This window comes from Candidatus Nanopelagicales bacterium (assembly GCA_041393815.1).
GTDB lineage: Bacteria > Actinomycetota > Actinomycetes > S36-B12 > JAWKJK01 > JAWKJK01.
Genome location: JAWKJK010000003.1, coordinates 177,456 through 196,241, shown reverse-complemented (window position 1 = coordinate 196,241; position 18,786 = coordinate 177,456). Strand labels below are relative to the sequence as shown.

The 18,786-nt window shown below is 72.6% G+C and carries 15 protein-coding genes; 5 read left to right on the top strand and 10 right to left on the bottom strand.

Features of this window, described 5'->3' with window-relative positions; translation table 11 throughout:
* Window positions 1-138: 138 nt before the first annotated feature.
* From arc to R2737_10530, 4 genes are all read right to left on the bottom strand, one after another.
* Window positions 139-1,806 carry a proteasome ATPase gene (gene arc, locus R2737_10545; protein ID MEZ5116695.1) on the bottom strand — a complete coding sequence of 556 codons (1,668 nt, stop codon included), beginning with the start codon at window positions 1,804-1,806 and terminating at the stop codon, window positions 139-141.
* A 100-nt stretch (window positions 1,807-1,906) separates the two neighbouring features.
* Complete coding sequence (locus R2737_10540; protein ID MEZ5116694.1) at window positions 1,907-2,932, bottom strand: tRNA (adenine-N1)-methyltransferase; 1,026 nt, start codon at window positions 2,930-2,932, stop codon at window positions 1,907-1,909.
* 140 nt (window positions 2,933-3,072) lie between these two features.
* On the bottom strand, window positions 3,073-4,194 hold the full coding sequence (locus tag R2737_10535; GenBank protein ID MEZ5116693.1) for a site-2 protease family protein: 1,122 nt from the start codon (window positions 4,192-4,194) through the stop codon (window positions 3,073-3,075).
* Between the two features lie 9 nt (window positions 4,195-4,203).
* Window positions 4,204-4,992 carry a hypothetical protein gene (locus R2737_10530; GenBank protein MEZ5116692.1) on the bottom strand — a complete coding sequence of 263 codons (789 nt, stop codon included), beginning with the start codon at window positions 4,990-4,992 and terminating at the stop codon, window positions 4,204-4,206.
* Between the two features lie 191 nt (window positions 4,993-5,183).
* Between R2737_10530 and R2737_10525 the strand changes: the two genes are divergently transcribed.
* The 3 genes from R2737_10525 to R2737_10515 all read left to right on the top strand — a co-directional run bounded on the left by R2737_10525 (window position 5,184) and on the right by R2737_10515 (window position 9,539).
* Window positions 5,184-6,098, top strand: a complete 915-nt coding sequence (locus tag R2737_10525; GenBank protein MEZ5116691.1) for a PD-(D/E)XK nuclease family protein — start codon at window positions 5,184-5,186, stop codon at window positions 6,096-6,098.
* A 120-nt stretch (window positions 6,099-6,218) separates the two neighbouring features.
* Complete coding sequence (locus R2737_10520) at window positions 6,219-6,983, top strand: ABC transporter ATP-binding protein (protein ID MEZ5116690.1); 765 nt, start codon at window positions 6,219-6,221, stop codon at window positions 6,981-6,983.
* A gap of 6 nt (window positions 6,984-6,989) precedes the next feature.
* Window positions 6,990-9,539 (top strand): FtsX-like permease family protein, encoded by a 2,550-nt coding sequence (locus tag R2737_10515; protein ID MEZ5116689.1) that lies wholly within the window; start codon window positions 6,990-6,992, stop codon window positions 9,537-9,539.
* Window positions 9,540-9,566: 27 nt separating this feature from the next.
* Here R2737_10515 and R2737_10510 read toward each other — a convergent pair whose 3' ends face one another.
* The 6 genes from R2737_10510 to metH all read right to left on the bottom strand — a co-directional run bounded on the left by R2737_10510 (window position 9,567) and on the right by metH (window position 16,631).
* Complete coding sequence (locus R2737_10510; GenBank protein ID MEZ5116688.1) at window positions 9,567-10,229, bottom strand: HAD family phosphatase; 663 nt, start codon at window positions 10,227-10,229, stop codon at window positions 9,567-9,569.
* Between the two features lie 24 nt (window positions 10,230-10,253).
* Window positions 10,254-10,583, bottom strand: a complete 330-nt coding sequence (locus tag R2737_10505) for a hypothetical protein (protein ID MEZ5116687.1) — start codon at window positions 10,581-10,583, stop codon at window positions 10,254-10,256.
* A gap of 106 nt (window positions 10,584-10,689) precedes the next feature.
* Window positions 10,690-11,001 (bottom strand): vitamin B12 dependent-methionine synthase activation domain-containing protein, encoded by a 312-nt coding sequence (locus tag R2737_10500; GenBank protein MEZ5116686.1) that lies wholly within the window; start codon window positions 10,999-11,001, stop codon window positions 10,690-10,692.
* 68 nt (window positions 11,002-11,069) lie between these two features.
* A complete protein-coding gene (locus tag R2737_10495; protein ID MEZ5116685.1) occupies window positions 11,070-12,623 on the bottom strand; it encodes a hypothetical protein in 1,554 nt (517 codons plus the stop codon).
* 14 nt (window positions 12,624-12,637) lie between these two features.
* Window positions 12,638-13,006 carry a hypothetical protein gene (locus R2737_10490; protein MEZ5116684.1) on the bottom strand — a complete coding sequence of 123 codons (369 nt, stop codon included), beginning with the start codon at window positions 13,004-13,006 and terminating at the stop codon, window positions 12,638-12,640.
* A 115-nt stretch (window positions 13,007-13,121) separates the two neighbouring features.
* Entirely contained in the window at window positions 13,122-16,631 is a 3,510-nt protein-coding gene (gene metH, locus R2737_10485; GenBank protein ID MEZ5116683.1) for a methionine synthase, read from the bottom strand.
* Between the two features lie 57 nt (window positions 16,632-16,688).
* On the opposite strand from metH, the gene R2737_10480 reads away from it, so the two are divergent.
* Together R2737_10480 and R2737_10475 are read left to right on the top strand one after the other, a co-directional pair.
* Window positions 16,689-17,717: an alpha/beta hydrolase gene (locus R2737_10480; protein ID MEZ5116682.1), complete on the top strand. Its 1,029-nt coding sequence runs from the start codon at window positions 16,689-16,691 to the stop codon at window positions 17,715-17,717.
* On the top strand, window positions 17,714-18,565 hold the full coding sequence (locus R2737_10475; GenBank protein ID MEZ5116681.1) for a PAC2 family protein: 852 nt from the start codon (window positions 17,714-17,716) through the stop codon (window positions 18,563-18,565). The genes R2737_10480 and R2737_10475 overlap by 4 nt, the downstream gene beginning before the upstream one ends.
* The last annotated feature ends 221 nt before the right edge of the window (window positions 18,566-18,786 follow it).

The following is an 18,786-nucleotide window of genomic DNA, read 5'->3' as shown; positions in this document are numbered from 1 at the left end:
CCTCAGGAACTCCCTGTGCCCCCGTGGGGCGCAGCACCACCATCACCCGGATCGTGTGACCGCCTCCTGCCCCGACACGCCGCACCCCGATGCAACACGATCCGCAAAGCGGATCGTGTGCCCTCGCGGGACGCGGGCCTACAGGTACTGGCCGGTGTTGGCCACCGTGTCGATGGAGCGGCCGGCCTCGGTGCCCTGCTTGCCCTGGACAAGGGTGCGGATGAACACGATCCGCTCGCCCTTCTTGCCCGAGATCCGCGCCCAGTCGTCCGGGTTGGTCGTGTTGGGCAGGTCCTCGTTCTCGCGGAACTCGTCCACGCACGCCGTCAGCAGGTGCTGCACCCGGATGCCGCGCTGGCCGTGGTCCAAGAGGTCCTTGATGGCCATCTTCTTCGCCCGCGCGACGATGTTCTCGATCATCGCGCCGGAGTTGAAGTCCTTGAAGTACAGGACCTCCTTGTCCCCGTCGGCGTAGGTGACCTCCAGGAACCGGTTCTCCTCGATCTCGCTGTACATCCGCTCCACGGCGCGCTGGATCATCGCCGCGCACGCGGTGTCCGGCGACCCATCGTGCTCAGCCAGGTCGTCCGCGTGCAGCGGCAGGTCGGCGGTGAGGTACTTCGAGAAGATGTCGCGCGCGGCCTCCGCATCCGGCCGCTCGATCTTGATCTTCACGTCGAGCCGGCCCGGACGCAGGATCGCCGGGTCGATCATGTCCTCGCGGTTGGACGCCCCGATGACGATGACGTTCTCCAGGCTCTCCACGCCGTCGATCTCGCTGAGCAGCTGCGGCACGATCGTGTTCTCCACGTCGCTGGAGACGCCCGAGCCGCGGGTGCGGAACAGCGAGTCCATCTCGTCGAAGAAGACGATGACCGGCATGCCCTCGGACGCCTTCTCCCGGGCCCGCTGGAATACCAGCCGGATGTGCCGCTCGGTCTCGCCCACGTACTTGTTCAGCAGCTCGGGACCCTTGATGTTGAGGAAGTACGACCGTCCGGCCTCGCGACCCTCGCGCTCGGCGACCTTCTTGGCCAGCGAGTTGGCGACCGCCTTGGCGATGAGCGTCTTGCCGCAGCCGGGCGGGCCGTACAGCAGGATCCCCTTGGGCGGGGCGAGCTTGTGCTCGGCGAACAGGTCGGGGTGCAGGAACGGCAGCTCGACGGCGTCGCGGATCTGCTCGATCTGGCCGGCCAGGCCGCCGATGTCGGCGTAGTCGATGTCAGGGACCTCCTCCAGCACGAGCTCCTCGACCTCGGCCTTCGGGATCTTCTCCAGCACGTAGCCCGACCGCGGCTCCATCAGCAGGGAGTCGCCGGCACGCAGCACGGTGCCGCGCAGCGGCTGCGCCAGCGGCACCACCCGCTCCTCGTCGGTGTGGCCGAGCACCAGGGCGCGCGAGCCGTCCTCGAGCAGCTCCTTGAACATCACGATCTGCCCGTGCCGCTCGTACTCCATCGCACCCACGACGTTGAGCGCCTCGTTGAGCATGACTTCCTGGCCCGGCCGCAGCTCGCTGGCGTCGACCCCGGGGCTCACCGTGACGCGCATCTTGCGCCCGGCCGTGTAGACGTCGACGGTGTCGTCGTCGTGGGTCTCGAGGTAGACGCCGTACCCGCTCGGCGGCTCGGCCAGCCGGTCGACCTCGGCCTTGAGGGTGATGATCTGCTCGCGCGCCTCGCGCAGCGTCGCCGCGAGCCGGACGTTCTGCGACTTGGCGGCGGCCAGCTCGTCCTGGACCTCGGCCAGCCGGTCCTCGATCGCGCGCAGGCGCGGGGCGTCGTCCTCGTACGGCACGTCGGTCACCTCCCTTGGCGCTTCCTTCGACCCTACCCACGTCGGGCGCGTACGCCACCCCTCCATGCGTCGGATCCTCCGGCGGGTCGCGTTGGCCGCGGCGGGTGGTTCAGCCCCGATCCCCGGAGCCGGGTCCTTCGTAGTCCTCGCCGTACGCACCCTTGGCCGGGCGGGTGCGACGCGGCGGCAGCACGGTGCCCTCGGCGAGTCGGCGAGTCACCAGCAGGAACCCCGTGTGGCCGACCATCCGGTGGTCCGGGCGCACGGCCAGGCCCTCGAGGTGCCAGGTCCGCAGCAGCGACTCCTCCGCCTTCGGCTCGGTCCACCGGCCGTCCTCGCGCAGGGTCTCCGCCATGCGGGACAGCTGGGTCGTGGTGGCGACGTACACGACCAGGACGCCGCCCGGGACGAGCGCGGACGCGACCGCGTCGAGGCACTCCCACGGCGCCAGCATGTCCAGCACGACCCGGTCGACCTCGGCCTCGGACAGCGAGTCCTGCAGGTCCCCCACCGTGAGCCGCCAGGCCGGGTGCGGGCCGCCGAAGTAGCGCTCCACGTTCGTGCGCGCGATCGCGGCGAAGTCGTCCCTGCGATCGTACGACGACACCAGGCCCTGGTCGCCGACCGCGCGCAGCAGCGAGCAGGTCAGGGCACCCGACCCCACGCCGGCCTCGACGACGCGGGCCCCGGGGAACACGTCGGCCAGGCCCACGATCCGTGCGGCGTCCTTGGGGTAGACGATCGTGGCGCCGCGCTTCATCGACAGCACGAAGTCGGTGAGCAGCGGCCGCAGCGCGAGGTACGGCGTGCCTCCGGTCGAGGTGACCACGATGCCCTCGGGGCGACCGATCAACTCGTCGTGGGGCAGTGCCCCCTTGTGGGTGTGGAACTGCCGGCCGGGGACCAGCGCCACCGTGTGCATCCGGCCCTTGGGGTCGGTGAGTTGGACCAGGTCGCCCTCGCGGAACGGCCCGCGCCGGTGCTCCGCCCCGGTCGGACCCGGGGGGACGTCGGTGTGGTCGGTGCCCCCCGGGTCGGCGTCCGCGGCCGGGTGGTCGACGTCCGCGGCCGGGTGGTCGGCGTCCGCGGCCGGGTGGTCGGCGACCGCGTCGGGCGTCGGCTCGATGTCGGGCACGCGGGAAACCTACCGCCGCCCGCCGACCCCCTCGCCAGCCTCCCCACCCCAGCGAGTGCTCGCTCGTGGGGGTTTCAGGACGGTCCCGAAACCCCCACGACCGAGCGATGAACGCGGAGAGGCGCTCGGCGGCGGGCGGGCTACGCGCTGAGGGCGGCCTCGACGTCCTGTGCCGCCAGCACCCCGACGACCCGGCCGTCCCCGTCGACCACCAGGTACTCCGGCGCGGGGTGGTCCTGCATCGCCCGCAGCAGGGCGTCGCCGACCAGGTCCTGGGCCAGGACGGCGCGGGGGTCGATCCGTCGGGAGACGCTGCCGACCGGCACCCACGGCCGCCGCTGCAGCGGCGTCGCGCTGACGGCGGCCTCGTGCGCGATCCCGAGGGGCTGCCCGTCGTGGTCCACGACGACCAGGCCGCCGGCGCCGGCCCCGCCGAGCCGGCGCAGCGCCTCCGACAGCGGGAGGTCCTTGTCGACCGGGACGGCCCGGCGCGCCAGTGCCTGGGCGGTGAGCGACGGCAGCAGCTCCTCGACCCGCGCCCGCCGGAGCGCCTGGGTGGCCCCGGTCCACAGGATCGCCGCGAAGATCGCGCCGGCGAGCAGCAGCCCGATCCCCGCCGAGGCGCCCGACCCCCAGAACAGCGCCAGTGGGGCCGCGACCAGGACGACGGCCAGGACCCGGCCGGACCAGGCGGCGACGACCGTGCCGCGGTACTCCGAGCGGGTCGCGCCCCAGACGACAGCCTTGAGCACCGCTCCCCCGTCCAGCGGGAGGCCTGGCAGTGCGTTGTAGACCGCCATGACCGCGTTGCCCCAGGCCAGCGCCTCCAGCAGGACGACAACCCGAGGGTCCCAGCCGCCGGCCACGGTCGCCGCGACCACGCCGGTGACCACGGCGATGAGCGCGGTGGCAATCGGGCCGGAGGCCGCGACCGCCGCCTCGCGACCCGGCGAGGGCTGGCGCTGCCGCTCGTACAGCGTGAACCCGCCCAGCACCCACAGCACGATCCCGGTGACCTGGAAGCCGAAGGCACGTGCGGACCACGCGTGCGCCAGCTCGTGCACCAGGATCGACAGGTACAGCAGCACCGCGAAGGCGCCGGAGAGCACGACCTGCTCGGTCGTGCTGCCGCCGGCGAGGGCGAACTGCGGGGACCACAGCCAGGCGATCAGCAGGACCCCGATGACCCCGCTCCACGGGACGGACACCGGGATCCCGCCGAGGCGGAACAGGCCGCGCTGCCGCGGCTCCTCGGGGTCCATGGGTCGATGCTAGGTCGGCTGCGGCGCGTCGGCCCGCGGCGGTTCGCCGGCGGCGGTGCCCGGCGCGCCGGCGCCCCCGCCGGGTGCCCCCAGCGCCTCGCGCGCCGCCTCCAGGTCGCGCAGCGCCGCAGCCGGGTCGTGCGAGCCCGGAAGGTCGCGGAAGCGTCCGCTCCGGATCCGGGCCGCGACGCGGTCCATCAGGGCGACCAGGTCGTCCCGGAACGGCGCCACCAGCTCGATCGCGATCTGCGCCCCTCCGGGTCGCTCGGCCGTCGGGTCGGGACCGGACCGCAGCAGGTCCGCGATCAGGCAGGACACCCGCGCAGACTGGAGGGCGGCCGCGGCGGCCAGCTCGGTGTCGCCGTTCCGCGCGGCGACCAGGCCGCACCAGGCGACGGCGTACCCGAGGTCGGCCAGATCCACCGGTGCGGAGCCGACCCGGTCGTCGTTCGTACGGGCCGCGGCCAGCGTCGGCTCGACCGGGAGCGGGGTGATGGCGGCGGGGCCGTGCTTCTCGGGCTCGTCGGCCAGCTGCTCCGCGAGCAGGTCGGCCAGCCGCTCGGGCTCGAAGTACCGCCGCGCCTCCCGCGGGGTGACCGCCATGACGACCGCGACCTGCTCCACCCGCTCACGCAGGTGCTCGGCCAGCCCGCCGGGGTCCACCTCGATCCGGTGCCGCTCCGCGAGCAGCCGTACGGTGCGCTCCGCGGTGGCGCGCGCCCACGACCCGCGGCGGTGCTCGCCGTCCGGCCGGCCCTCCCGCGGCGGGGGGACGGCCCCGCTCGGCGCGGTCGTCATCGGCGCCAGTGTCCCCCCGCGTCCGGCCGGAGCGCGGGCGCCGCGCCGCTCGACCCCGCCCACCCGCACGACCCTCCCCGTCGAGTGCTCTCTCGTGGGGGTTTCGGGACGGTCCTGAAACCCCCACGAGCGAGCACTCGCGGAACGGCGATGCGGCGGCGTGTCGGAGGGCCCCCGTACGCTCCCGGACCGTGAGCAGCTCGACCTCCGCCCCGCCCGTCCCCCGGTCGCTGTCGCCCTCGCGGGCCAGCGACTTCATGACCTGCCCGCTGCTCTACCGGTTCCGGGTCGTCGACCGCATCCCCGAGCGCCCGGGCGCCGCCGCCGTACGAGGCACCCTGGTCCACGCGGTGCTGGAGCGGCTGTTCGACCTGCCCGCGGACCGGCGCACGCCGGAGTCCGCGCGTGACCTGCTGCAGCCGGAGTGGCAGCGGCTGCGCGAGGACGACCCATCGGTCGTCACGGTGTTCCATGACGACGAGGTGTGGCAGGCCCACCTCGACGGCACCCCCGCCCCCGACCCGGACCCCGACACCCTGGCGTCCTGGCTCGCGGAGAGCGAACCGCTGCTGGCCACGTACTTCGCCCTGGAGGACCCCACGCGGCTGGAGCCCGCGGAGCGCGAGCTGCGAGTCGAGGTCGCCCTCGACTCCGGGCTGGTCCTGCGGGGCTTCATCGACCGCGTGGACGTGTCGCCGGACGGGCTGGTCCGGGTCGTGGACTACAAGACCGGGCGGTCGCCGTCGGAGTCGTTCGAGCAGAAGGCCCTGTTCCAGATGCGCTTCTACGCCCTGGTGCTGTGGCGCATGCACGGCGTGGTGCCCCGGATGCTGCAGTTGCTCTACCTCGGCAACGGCGAGGTGCTGCGCTACCAGCCGGACGAGGCCGACCTGCGCGCCACCGAGCGCAAACTGGAGTCCCTACGGGCCGCGATCGACCGGGCGACGGAGACCGGTGACTGGCGGGCGAGCCCCTCGCGGCTGTGCGACTGGTGCGACCACCGCGCCCGGTGCCCGGCCTGGGGCGGTACGCCACCGCCGCTGCCACCCGCCGCGCCGCCGGCCGACCTGCGGGCCGACGACTTCTCCCCCGTCGCGGACGACTGACGCCGGGGCGCGTCGAGCCTGCCGGGCCCGTCATGCCGCTGCCGGGGCGCCACGGCGGGCCGTCTCGGGCCGACGGACCGCCCGCGCGCTGGGCGGCTGCCCCTGGGTTAGCGTGACGCCGTGGAGGAGACGAGCGCCGAGCAGCCGGCCGCCCGGGCCCGCGGCCTGGTCAAGGTCTACGGCGAGGGCAACACCCGGGTGGTCGCGCTGGACCGGGTCGACGTGGACGTCGCCGCCGGTCGCTTCACGGCGATCATGGGACCGTCCGGGTCGGGCAAGTCCACGCTGATGCACTGCCTCGCCGGGCTGGACACGATCACCGAGGGCCGCGTGTTCATCGGCGACACCGACCTGACGTCGCTGTCGGACAAGCAGCTCACGCGGCTGCGCCGGGACGCGGTCGGCTTCGTGTTCCAGTCCTTCAACCTGGTGCCCACGCTCACCGCGGCGGAGAACATCACGCTGCCGCTGGACATCGCCGGGCGGAAGCCCGACCGTGCCTGGGTCGACACCGTGATCGACACGATCGGGCTGCGCGACCGGCTCGGTCACAAGCCCAGCGAGCTGTCCGGCGGCCAGCAGCAGCGGGTCGCCTGCGCCCGGGCACTGGCGAGCCGGCCGCAGATCGTGTTCGCCGACGAGCCCACCGGCAACTTGGACTCCCGCTCGGGAGCGGAGGTGCTCGGCTTCCTGCGGCGCAGCGTCGACGAGTTCGGCCAGACGATCGTCATGGTGACCCACGACCCGGGTGCCGCGTCGTACGCCGACCGGGTGCTCTTCCTGGCCGACGGCCAGATCGTGGACGAGATCATGGACCCGACGCCGGACGCGGTGCTGGGCCGGATGCGCGCGTTCGACGGGTTCGAGCCCGCCGGTCGGGACTGACCCGCGATGCTCCGCGCCGCCCTGCGGAACCTGTTCGCGCACAAGCTCCGCCTGTCGCTGACGGTCCTGACGATCGCCCTGGGCATCGCGTTCATCACGGGGACCAACATCTTCACCGACTCGCTGAAGCGCTCCTTCGACGAGCTCTTCCTGCAGCCGCAGCCGGACCTGGTCGTGACGCCCAAGTCCGAGCTCGACGGCTCCGGGGCCGGGGGCGGCGGCGGCTTCGGCGCCCAGCCGCTCACGTTCCCCGACTCGGTGCTGACCGACGTCCGCGGGGTCGACGGGGTGGCCGCCGCGTACGGCGTGGTGTCGGGCTCCAACGTCTTCGTCCTCGGCCCCGACGACGTCCCGGTGGGACCTGCCGGTCCGCCGGCACGGGCCCAGTCCTGGGTCCCCGACCAGGCCCTCACGTCGCTTCGGGTGACCAGTGGGCGGGCGCCGGAGTCGGGCGACGAGGTCGCGCTGCTCGACAGCACCGCGCAGCAGGCCTCGGTCTCGGTCGGCGACCGGATCCGGATCGACACGCCCGAGGCGGGGGTCCTCGAGCCGACCGTGGTCGGGCTGGTGTCCCGCGGCATCTCCGGCAGCCTGGGCGGAACCCTGACCGTCTTCGACCTCGCCACGGCGCAACAGGCGCTGCTCGGTGCCCCGGAGCTCACCCAGGTGGTCGTGTCCGCCGCGCCCGGGGTGAGCCAGGACCAGCTGCGCGAGGCCGTCGCCGCGCAGCTCGGACCGGACGTGACGATCCGTACCGGTCAGGAGAGCACCGACGACATCGCCCAGCGGATCGAGGAGGGCTTCGCCTTCTTCAACACGTTCCTGCTGGTGTTCGGCCTGATCGCGCTGTTCGTGTCGACGTTCCTGATCTTCAACACGTTCTCCATGCTCGTGGCGCAGCGCACCCGCGAGCTGGCGATGCTGCGCGCCGTCGGTGCCACCCGGGGCCAGGTCAGCGGCTCGGTGGTCGTCGAGGCCGCGCTCGTGGGCGTGGTCGCCGCAGCGCTGGGGCTGGCCGGCGGGATCGGGGTCTCGCTGCTGCTTCGTACGCTGTTCGCCACCTTCGGCGCCTCACTGCCCCCCGGCCCGCTCGTGGTGGAGCCGTCCACCATCGTCCTCGCGGTGGGCGTCGGGCTCGTCGTAACCGTCCTGGCGGCGCTACTACCGGCCCGGCGCGCGGCGGTGATCCCGCCGGTGGCCGCGATGCGCGAGGACACTGCACTGCCCCAGCGCTCGCTGCGCCGCCTGACCGTCGTCGGGGCGGTGCTCGTGCTGCTCGCCGTACCCACAGCGATCCGGGGGCTGGCACTGGCCGCCGACGACACCGAGCGCGCCGCGACCTGGGTGGGCCTGTCGGCGCTGCTCGCGCTCGTGGGCGTCATCGCGCTCACGCCGTGGCTGTCGCGGCCACTGCTGCGCGCCCTCGGGCTGCCCTGGCGGCGTTGGGCGGTCGGTCGGCTGGCCGTGGAGAACGGCCGCCGCAACCCCCGTCGGACCGCCGCCACCGCGAGCGCGCTGGCGATCGGCCTGGCGCTGATGACCACGATCGGCGTCATCGCGGCGTCGGCCAAGGCCTCCGTCACCGAGGTCGTGGACGACACGATCGGCGCCGACTTCGTGGTCTTCGGCCGGACGTTCCAGCCGTTCACGCACGACGTCTACAAGGCGATCGCGGACACTCCCGGCACCGCCGTGGTCACGTACGCCCGCCAGGTGCCGATCGAGGTCGACGGCCAACGGGCCCCGCTGACCGGAGTGGATCCGCAGGCGCTCCCCCAGGTGCTGGACATCACGATGGTGGAGGGGTCGCTGTCGGACCTCGGCCTGGGCAACGTGGTGGTCGACACCACCACGGCGCGCGAGCTGGGGCTGACCGTCGGGGAGGACGTGGAGGCGACGTTCGTCAACGGGCCGGGGACGTTGAAGCTGGTGGGCACGTACGAGCCGGCCGGCTTCTTCCAGGGCTACGTGGTCAACCTCAACACGATCACCAGCATCGGCTCCCTGGAGCGTGACAGCGCCGTCTACATCCGGCTGGCACCGGGGGCCGACGCGGACGCCGTGCGCGCCGACCTGACCGAGCGCCTCAAGCCGTACCCGAGCGTCCGCGTACAGGACCAGGCCGACATCAAGCGCGAGATCAACAGCCAGTTCGACGTGCTCTTCGGGTTCGTGTACGCGCTGCTGGCCCTGTCGGTCATCGTCGCGTTCCTCGGCATCGTGAACACGTTGTCCCTCAGCGTCTTCGAGCGCACCCGGGAGATCGGCCTGCTGCGCGCCGTCGGCACCGCCCGGTCGCAGGTGCGCCGGATGGTGGTGCTGGAGGCGATGCTGATGGCCGTGTTCGGCGCCCTCGTGGGCGTCGCGACCGGTTTGGTCTATGGGTCACTGCTGCAACGGGTCCTGGAGCCGCAGGGCATCAGCCAGCTGTCCGTACCCGGCGGGCAGCTCGTCGCCTTCGTCCTGCTCGGGGCGCTCGGCGGGATCGTGGCTGCGGTGTGGCCGGCCTGGCGCGCGTCCCGGCTGGACGTGCTGCGCGCCATCGCCACCGAGTAGGTGCTGACGCGGGACGGCACCGACCGGCTACGCCTCGGCGAGCCACCGCTCGAGGTCCGCCAGCGTGACGCCCTCCAGGGTGGGGACGACGACGCACCGCTCCCCCGGCTCGATCGGCACCATGTGCGGCACCGCGACGACGAGGGCGCCGGAGGCCCGTCCCGCGGTGACGCCGGTGGGCGAGTCCTCCAGAACCACGCAGCGGCGCGGATCGACGCCGAGGCGGCGGGCTGCGAGCAGGTACGGCGCCGGGTCGGGCTTGCCGACCTTCACCTCGTCCCCGGCCACGGTGACCGGGAAGGCGTTGCGGCCGACCTCGTGCAGGACCTCCTCGTGCATCGCGTCGACCAGGGTGCGCCACGACGCGGAGACCAGCGCCCTGGGCAGATCGGCGTCGATGGCCTCCTGCAGCAGCTCCCGCGCCCCGGGGCGCCACGGGATGTGCTCGGACCGCAGCAGCCGCTCCATGTGCCCGAGCAGCGTGGCGGTCACCTCACCGTGGTCGTGGCCGCCGCCGGCCTTCTCGACCATGTACGCGATCACGCGCTCCATCGGGCCGCCGAGGGAGTAGGCCTGGTCCTCGTCGGTCCACGCGGAACCGAGTGACGCCATCGTGGCGATCTCGGCCTCGAGCCACAGGTGCTCGGAGTCGATCAGGGTGCCGTCCATGTCGAACAGCAGCGCGTCCACGGGGATGTTCCTACCGCAGAACCCCTATCCGAGCGCGCTGGGGGGCGCACCCGGCGAGAGCCCGTCCGCGGCCTGGGCCAGCATGCACAGCCGGGCGGCCTCCTCCTCGGTCTCCCGCCAGCACAGCTCCTCCCAGCCGCCGTCCGTCACGTGCATCGCGTGCCGGGACGCGCTCCCGGCGTCCAGTGCCGCCAACGCGGGATCGTCCCGGTATCGGACGTCCGGGACCGGCGGCTCCCCGTGGTGCTGCCCGGTGCCGTGCTGGTGCAGCTCGTACACGTGGCGGGCCGCCTGCGCACGGTCGCCCTCGCTCATCTGGAACCAGCTCGGCAGTGCCTTCAGGTCGGAGTCCATCGCGCACCTCCCACCCACTGATTCAACCCCCTTTGTGGTGCCGGTTGCGCGCGCTACAGCGCGCGCAACCGGCACCACAAGGGACAAGTTGTTCTTCCGCGGAAGATCAACTGTATGCGCGAGCAGCCGGCAGCCGGCCCGGGTCTACCGCGCGTTCGCGAACCGCCAGCGCCTCGGTCAGCTGCACCGACAGCCCGTGCAGCTCCAGGTAGTCCCGGTACGAGTCGGACTCGAACAGCTTCGCCGTCGCCTCCGAGACCGGGTTGCCCATGGTGACCACGTGGAACGCGACCACGTTGGTCTGCCCGGACTCCTTCGGCCGGAAGAAGTCCGCCAGGCACAGGTGCCTGCCCCCGACGCTGCGGCGGGAAGGTGACCGGGCCCGTTCCTGCCCCGCCCGCGAGCCCTCGTGCCACACAGCACGACCTGCCCGCCGTCCAGTAGCAGGCCAGTGGCACCACAAGCGGCCGTCTGTGGTCTGCCTCCTCAGGACGGTGCCACCACCGGAATCCACGTCCCCGAGGGGGAAAGTCGGGAGACCCACAACCACCCCGATGCGGACGTGGTCGGCCCGACGTCCAACGACCCCGGCCACCCGCCGGTGACCTCGACCACTCCCGAACTGGTGACCTGAACCGACCAACCGAAGTTGGGCTCCTCCGGAGGGCCCGCCGTCGTGGCCCAGGCCCAGGCTCCCGTGGGACCCACGCGGGCGACGAAGGCACCGGCGCCGTTCGACTCCAGCCCCGTCACGGTGCTGGATCCGAAGGTCGCCGTCCCGTGTACGTAGCCCGTCACCACGGCCCAGCCCGCAGCCGCGACCGCGATGGACTGCGGCGCGTCGTAATCCGCGCCACCGCCTGCGACCGCCCACCGCCATCGACCCCTCGAGTCCAGCTTGGCGACGAAGACGTCGCTCAGACCCTGGCTGGTCACGTTCGACGTGCCGAATCTGGCCGATGGGCCCCAGAGGACTCCGGTGACGAGGAGGTTGCCTTTCGGGTCCCGAGCGATCGCCGTAGCCTGCTCGTCCGACGTGCCCCCTCCTCGCACGGCCCACGCCCAACTCCCCGCCGGTCTGAGTTTCGCGACGAACACGTCGCGGGCCGACCGCTCAGGGTCCGACTGGACTGCGACGAGCGTGGTGCGACCGAACTTCAGCCGACCCGAGAAGCTCCCCGTCAGGTACACGTTGTCCCGTCGGTCCAGCGCCAGCGCTCCGTCGGCGGCTCCGGGGACCCAAACCCGGGAGCGCCACTTCCCCTTGGTGGACAGCCGTGCCACCATCAGCCGCCCGCCGATCTCACCGACGACGACCGGACGACCGAGCCGGTCGAGCGCGAGGGACACCCCCCCGTCACCGGCGTAGCCGCCCGGCTGCTTCCGTGCCCACAACCACGTTCTCTGCGGCGACAGCTTGGCCACGTACATCGCGCTCACGCCACCCGAGCGGGTGCTCGTCAGAAGCGTCGACCCGAAAGCCTGCCGGCCCGAGAATCGGCCGGTCACGTAGACGTTGCCCCCCTTGTCCACCGCGACCGCGCGTACGTCGGCCGTGTCGGCCGCCTCGCCGGCGACGCGCACCGCCCACGACCAGGTGCCTGACGGAGCAAGCCTCGCAACGAAGATCTCCTGACGGGCGGTCGACACCAGCGTGGTGTCCCCGAAGACCGCCGTTCCCCGGAATCCGCCGGCGACCACGGTTCCGCCGCCGCCGTCGACGGCCGTGGCGATCGGATCGACGAGTGCGAACTGCCCGACGGCCGACGCCGCTCCGTCCGGACCAGGGACCGCAGCCACGGTCACTGGTAGCTGGGCGGGAAGGAGCAGAGCGATCCCGAGGCCCGCCACAGCGAGTCGATGACCGACGAGTCGAAGGGCCATGGCCGTGCTCCCCCCTACCGGCGAAGACCTCGACATGGTATCCGCGGCCCCCCTCATGAGGGCAGCCTCGAAGGGCCCGAGTTCATGCCCGGGAGCGCAGTTGATCTTCCGCGGAAGATCAACTGCGCGCTTCTGCGTACCGTGGGCACCGGTCACGTGCCGGACCGGAACTACCGCGCGTTCGCGAAGATCCCCTCCCAGCCGACCGGGTTGATCTTCATGATCTTCCACGCGTCGATACCCCGGCCGCGCACCTCGTTCAACGCCGCCTTGTCTGCCGCCACGACCGCGGGGTTCTCACCGAGCTGGAACGTGACGAGCAGCTCGTCAACCGCACCCGCCAGCGTCTCGAGCGCCTGCACGGCCTTCGGGGCGCACTCCGGGGCCTTGGCCACCAGCACGTCCATCTCGTACTTGGCCTGGTCCAGATTCACCTGCACGTCGGATGCTCCGTTGTCGGGGAACCCGACGAACCCGCCGGCAGGGATGCCTGCGCGCTCGCCGGCTGCGACGAGGGTGTTCCGCCGCACGCCGCGCACACCAGGACGGTCAGGGCGATCGGGACGAGAGTGACTGGCCGCATGGTGACCTACCCGCCAAGGGCGAAAGGATGCCCACCAGGGATAGTGATGTGCCGCAACGGCTCGTGCTGCCCTACGTAGCGTTGAAGTACTTGGCCTCGGGGTGGTGGACGATCAGGGCGCTGGTCGACTGCTCCGGGTGCAGCTGGAACTCCTCGGACAACTCCACCCCGATCCGCCCAGGGTCCAGCAGGTCCACCAGGAGCGCCTGCTGCTCCACGTCCGGGCAGGCGGGGTAGCCGAAGGAGTAGCGCGACCCCCGGTAGCCCTGCTTGCCGATGAGCTTCTCCATGTCGGGGTCGTCGTCGGCGTCCAGCCCCAGCTCCGAGCGGACCCGCGCGTGCCAGTACTCCGCCAGCGCCTCGGTCAGCTGGACCGACAGCCCGTGCAGCTCCAGGTAGTCCCGGTAGGAGTCGGACTCGAACAGCTTCGCCGTCGCCTCCGAGACCGCGTTGCCCATGGTGACCACGTGGAACGCGACCACGTCGGTCTGCCCGGACTCCTTCGGCCGGAAGAAGTCCGCCAGGCACAGGTGCCGGCCACGGCGCTGCCGCGGGAAGGTGAACCGGGCCCGCTCCTCCCCCGCCCGCGAGCCCTCGTGCCACAGCACGACCAGGTCGTCGCCCTCGGAGTAGCAGGGGAAGTACCCGTAGACGACAGCCGGCTCGAGGATCGCCTCGGTCTGCACCCGGTCCAGCCAGTACCGCAGCCGCGGCCGACCCTCGGTCTCGACCAGCTCGTCGTACGACGGCCCGTCGCCGCGTGCGGACTTCAGCCCCCACTGACCCAGGAACGTGGCCCTCTCGTCCAGGTAGCGCACGTAGTCGGCGAGCTTGAGTCCCTTGACCACGCGGGAGCCCCAGAACGGGGGTACGGGGACCGGCACGTCCACGGCGACGTCGGAGCGCGCCGGCAACTCGTCGAGCGGAGTGGTCACCGGCCCGCGGCCCGCGCCCGGCCGGACCCGGCGCTCCCGGCGCTCCGGCAGCGCCGCTCCCGGCTCGCCGCGCTTGACCGCCATCACCGCGTCCATCAGCCGAAGGCCCTCGAACGCGTCGCGGGCGTAGCGCACGTCGCCCTCGTACATCGCGGCCAGGTCCTGCTCGACGTAGGCCCGGGTGAGCGCGGCGCCGCCGAGGAGCACCGGCCAGCGCGCAGCGACGCCGCGGGCGTTCATCTCCTCGAGGTTCTCCTTCATCACCACGGTGCTCTTGACCAGCAGCCCGGACATGCCGATGGCGTCGGCGGAGCTACTCTCCGCGGCCTCGAGGATCGCGCTGACCGGCTGCTTGATGCCGATGTTGACGACCGTGTAGCCGTTGTTGCTCAGGATGATGTCGACCAGGTTCTTGCCGATGTCGTGCACGTCGCCCTTGACCGTGGCCAGGACGATGGTGCCCTTGCCCGACTCGTCGGTGCGCTCCATGTGCGGCTCGAGGTGGGCGACCGCCGCCTTCATCACCTCGGCGCTCTGCAGCACGAACGGCAGCTGCATCTCACCCGCGCCGAACAGGTCGCCGACGACCTTCATGCCGGCCAGCAGCGTCCCGTTGACGATCTCCAGCGCGGGCCGCTCGGCCAACGCCGCGTCGAGGTCGGCCTCCAGCCCCTGCCGCTCCCCGTCGATGATCCGGCGCTCCAGCCGCTCGAACAGCGGCAGCGCGGCCAGCTCCTGGGCCTTGCTCTGCCGCAGCGACGTGGTCTCGACGCCCTCGAACAGCTCCAGGAACCGCTGCAGCGGGTCGTAGGCCACGTCGCCGGACTCGTCGTAGCGACGACGGTCGTAGACCAGGTCGAGCGCCACCTGCCGCTGCTCATCCGGGATGCGCGACATCGGCAGGATCTTCGACGCATGCACGATCGCGGAGTCCAGACCTGCCTGCACGGCCTCGTGCAGGAACACCGAGTTGAGCACCTGGCGCGCGGCCGGGTTTAGCCCGAACGACACGTTCGACAGGCCCAGTGTCGTCTGCACCTGCGGGTACAGCCGCTTGACCTCGCGGATGGCCTCGAGGGTCTCGATCGCGTCCCGGCGGGTCTCCTCCTGTCCGGTCGCGATCGGGAACGTCAGGCAGTCGACGATGACGTCCTCGACCCGCATCCCCCAGCGGTCCCGCAGGTCCCTGATGAGCCGGTCGGCGACCCGCACCTTCCACTCCGCCGTGCGCGCCTGCCCCTCCTCGTCGATGGTGAGGGCGACGACGGCGGCGCCGTGTTCGACGACCAGCGGCATGATCCGCGAGATGCGGGACCCGGGGCCGTCTCCGTCCTCGTAGTTGACCGAGTTGATGACCGGTCGGCCGCCGAGCATCTCGAGGCCGGCTTGCAGCACCTCGGGCTCGGTGGAGTCCAGCACCAGCGGCAGCGTCGACGCGGTCGCCAGCCGCCCGGCGATCTCGCGCATGTCGGCGACACCGTCGCGCCCGACGTAGTCCACGCACAGGTCCAGCAGATGGGCCCCGTCGCGGATCTGGTCGCGCGCGATCTCCACGCAGTCGTCCCACCGCCCAGCCAGCATGGCCTCGCGGAACGCCTTGGAGCCGTTGGCGTTGGTCCTCTCGCCGATCGACAGGTACGCCGTGTCCTGGCGGAACGGGACCGACTGGTACAGCGACGCCGCACCCGGCTCCGGACGCGGCCGCCGAGGCGCCACCTCGCGCCCGCCGACCCGCTCGACCACGGCGCGCAGGTGCTCCGGCGTGGTGCCGCAGCAGCCGCCGACCAGGCCGAGGCCGTACTCGCGGGTGAACGTGTCGTGGGCGGCCGCCAGCTCGTCCGGGGTGAGCGGGTAGTGCGCGCCGTCGGCGGTGAGGACGGGCAGACCGGCATTGGGCATGCAGGACAACGAGATCCGTCCGTGCCGTGACAGGTGGCGCAGGTGCTCGCTCATCTCCGTCGGACCGGTCGCGCAGTTGAGGCCGATCACGTCGATGCCCAGCGGCTCAAGCGCCGTCAGCGCCGCGCCGATCTCCGATCCCAGCAGCATCGTGCCGGTGGTCTCGACCGTCACCTGGGCGAGCACGGGCAGCGACACGCCGGCCCGGGCCAGCGCCCGCCGGGCCCCGATGATCGCGGCCTTGGCCTGCAGCAGGTCCTGCGCCGTCTCGATCAGGATGCCGTCCACCCCGCCAGACACCATGCCGGCGACCTGCTGCTCGTAGGCGTCGCGGAGCTCGGCGTACGTCACGTGGCCCAGCGTGGGCAGCTTCGTGCCCGGGCCGACCGACCCCAGCACCCAGCGCGGCCGGTCCGGGGTGGACCAGGCTCGGGTGACTTCGTGGGCGACCCGCGCACCCGCCTCGGCCAGTTCGAAGATGCGCGAGGAGATGCCGTACTCGCCCAGGTTGGCCAGGTTGGCGCCGAACGTGTTGGTCTCGACGCAGTCGACCCCGACCGCGAGGTAGGCCTCGTGCACGCCGGCGACGACGTCGGGGCGGGTGACGTTGAGGATCTCGTTGCAGCCCTCGTGCCCCTCGAAGTCGTCGAGGGTGAGGTCGGCGGCCTGCAGCATCGTGCCCATCGCGCCGTCGGCAACGACGACGCGCTGGCGCAGGGCGTCGAGGAGCGAGGGGTGGTCAGCCATGGTGGGGGAAGCCTAACGAGCGAGCCGGGACCCCACGGCACCGCTAGCGTGGCGGCCATGCACGAGGCCGCGGGCACGTCGTCCGCCCCCGAGGGGCGGGGCCCGATGGGACCGCGAGGGCCGTTCCTCGGCGGCCAGGACGTCACGGTCGGCACCGGCGACGGCGTCACGCTGGTCGCGACCAGATGGCCGGCAGCCCCCGGGGACATCGGGCCGGTGACATCGTCGGATCGCGCTCCTGGGCGGGTCCTGCTGCTGCACGGGCTGTCCCAGCAGCGGCGGTTCTGGCGCCCGGTGCTGCGCCACCTCGCCGGCGTGGAGCGAGCAGCCGTGGACCAGCGCGGCCACGGCGACTCCGGCCGTCCGGCGCGGCCCCAGGACGGCGGTCCGAACCCGTACGCGGTGGACCGCTGCGCCGACGACGTGGCGGCCGCCCTGGACGCCCTGGGCTGGGACGACGCGGTCGTGGTCGGCCACTCCTGGGGTGCCGCGGTCGCGCTGGCCGCCGCGGCGCGCCATCCCGATCGCACCGCGGCCGCGGTCGCGATCGACGGCGGCGTCACCACCCTGGCCGACCTCGGACCGCAGCACGAGGTCCGGCAGCGGCTCACTCCGCCACGGATCGAACTGCCCCCGGCCGAGGTCGAGCCGATGCTGCGATCGGGTCCGCTGGCCGGCTGGTGGACCGACGACGTCCGGGACGCGCTGCTCCCGACCTTCGAGGTGGGTGACGACGGATTGGCCCGGACCCGGCTGGGGTTCCAGCGGCACATGGCGGTGCTGGACGGCCTGCTCGACCACGACCCTTCGCCCGTCCTGGATCGGGTCGCCTGCCCGGCCTGGGTGGTCGCCTGCGCGCCGGTCGAGCGCCCCGGCGGGGACCCGTACGGTGACGCCCACTGGCGGCTGGCCCGCGAGGAGGGACAACGGCGCGCCGCAGCGCTGCTGGCGCGGCCCCGGCTGCAACGCTGGGAGGGCGCGCTGCACGACGTACCGTTGCAGTGGCCGGCCCTGGTGGCCGGGCTGGTGCGGGCGGCCGCCGAGGAGGCGTACGCAGGGTCAGGGTCCGACGGAGGTGACGGGTGATCGAGTTCGAGACGCTGCCCGAACTGGTCGACCCGGTCATGGTCGCCGCGTTCGAGGGCTGGAACGACGCGGGGGACGCGGCCAGCGGCGCGGTCGGCCACCTGATCGAGGTCTGGGACGCCCGCCCGCTCGCCGAGATCGACCCGGAGGACTACTACGACTACCAGGTGAACCGGCCGCGGATCTCCCTCAACGAGGAGGGGGTGCGCGAGCTCACCTGGCCGACCACCCGCATCTACGTGGCCCGGCTGCCGCTGGCGCCGCGGGACGTCGTGCTGGTCGACGGCCTCGAGCCGAACATGCGCTGGCAGCAGTTCACCCGGGAGCTCCTCGGCTACTCCGCCGAGCTCGGGGTGGAGATGATCGTCACGCTCGGCGCCCTGCTCTCGGACTCCCCGCACACCCGGCCCGTCCCCGTGACCGGCACCGCCAGCGACGGCGGGTTCGCCCGCCAGATCGGCCTGGAGCCCTCCACGTACGAGGGCCCCACCGGGATCGTCGGCGTGCTGCAGGACGCCTGCGCCCGGGCCGGCGTGCCCGCGGTGTCGCTGTGGGCAGCGGTCCCGCACTACGTCGCCCAGCCCCCGTGCCCGAAGGCCACCCTGGCGCTCGTGCGACGGATCGAGGACCTGCTCGACGTCCCGGTCCCGCTCGGCGACCTGGTCGAGGATGCCCGGGCCTGGGAGCTCGGCGTGGACGAGCTCGCGGCCGAGGACGAGGAGGTGGCGGAGTACGTCCGCCAGCTCGAGGAGGCGCGCGACACCACCGAGCTGCCTGAGGCCAGCGGCGAGGCGATCGCCCGAGAGTTCGAACGCTACCTGCGCCGCCGGGGCACCGACGGGACGTAAGTCGCTGCGACTCAAAGACTCTCGCTGACTGCTCTCCAGTCTCAGGGTCCCGTCCCGCACGCGTCGGCCATCCCCCTGGGTAGCCGTCCAGCTGCGCTCTGTCAGCGCTCGGAATCCGCTGAGGGACTGAGGGGAACGCACAGCGCATGAGTCGCCGCTACTCCGCGACTTCCTGGACTGACGCGACACGCCCAGCGAGGTCTGGTCCAATCCGCTGGTGC

Coding starts and splice junctions, on each gene's coding strand:
- R2737_10535 (MEZ5116693.1), bottom strand. CDS start 4,194: ATGGACCCCGAGGAGCCGCGGCAGCGCGGCCTGTTCCGCCTCGGCGGG.
- R2737_10530 (MEZ5116692.1), bottom strand. CDS start 4,992: ATGACGACCGCGCCGAGCGGGGCCGTCCCCCCGCCGCGGGAGGGCCGG.
- R2737_10515 (MEZ5116689.1), top strand. CDS start 6,990: ATGCTCCGCGCCGCCCTGCGGAACCTGTTCGCGCACAAGCTCCGCCTG.
- R2737_10505 (MEZ5116687.1), bottom strand. CDS start 10,583: ATGGACTCCGACCTGAAGGCACTGCCGAGCTGGTTCCAGATGAGCGAG.
- metH (MEZ5116683.1), bottom strand. CDS start 16,631: ATGGCTGACCACCCCTCGCTCCTCGACGCCCTGCGCCAGCGCGTCGTC.
- R2737_10480 (MEZ5116682.1), top strand. CDS start 16,689: ATGCACGAGGCCGCGGGCACGTCGTCCGCCCCCGAGGGGCGGGGCCCG.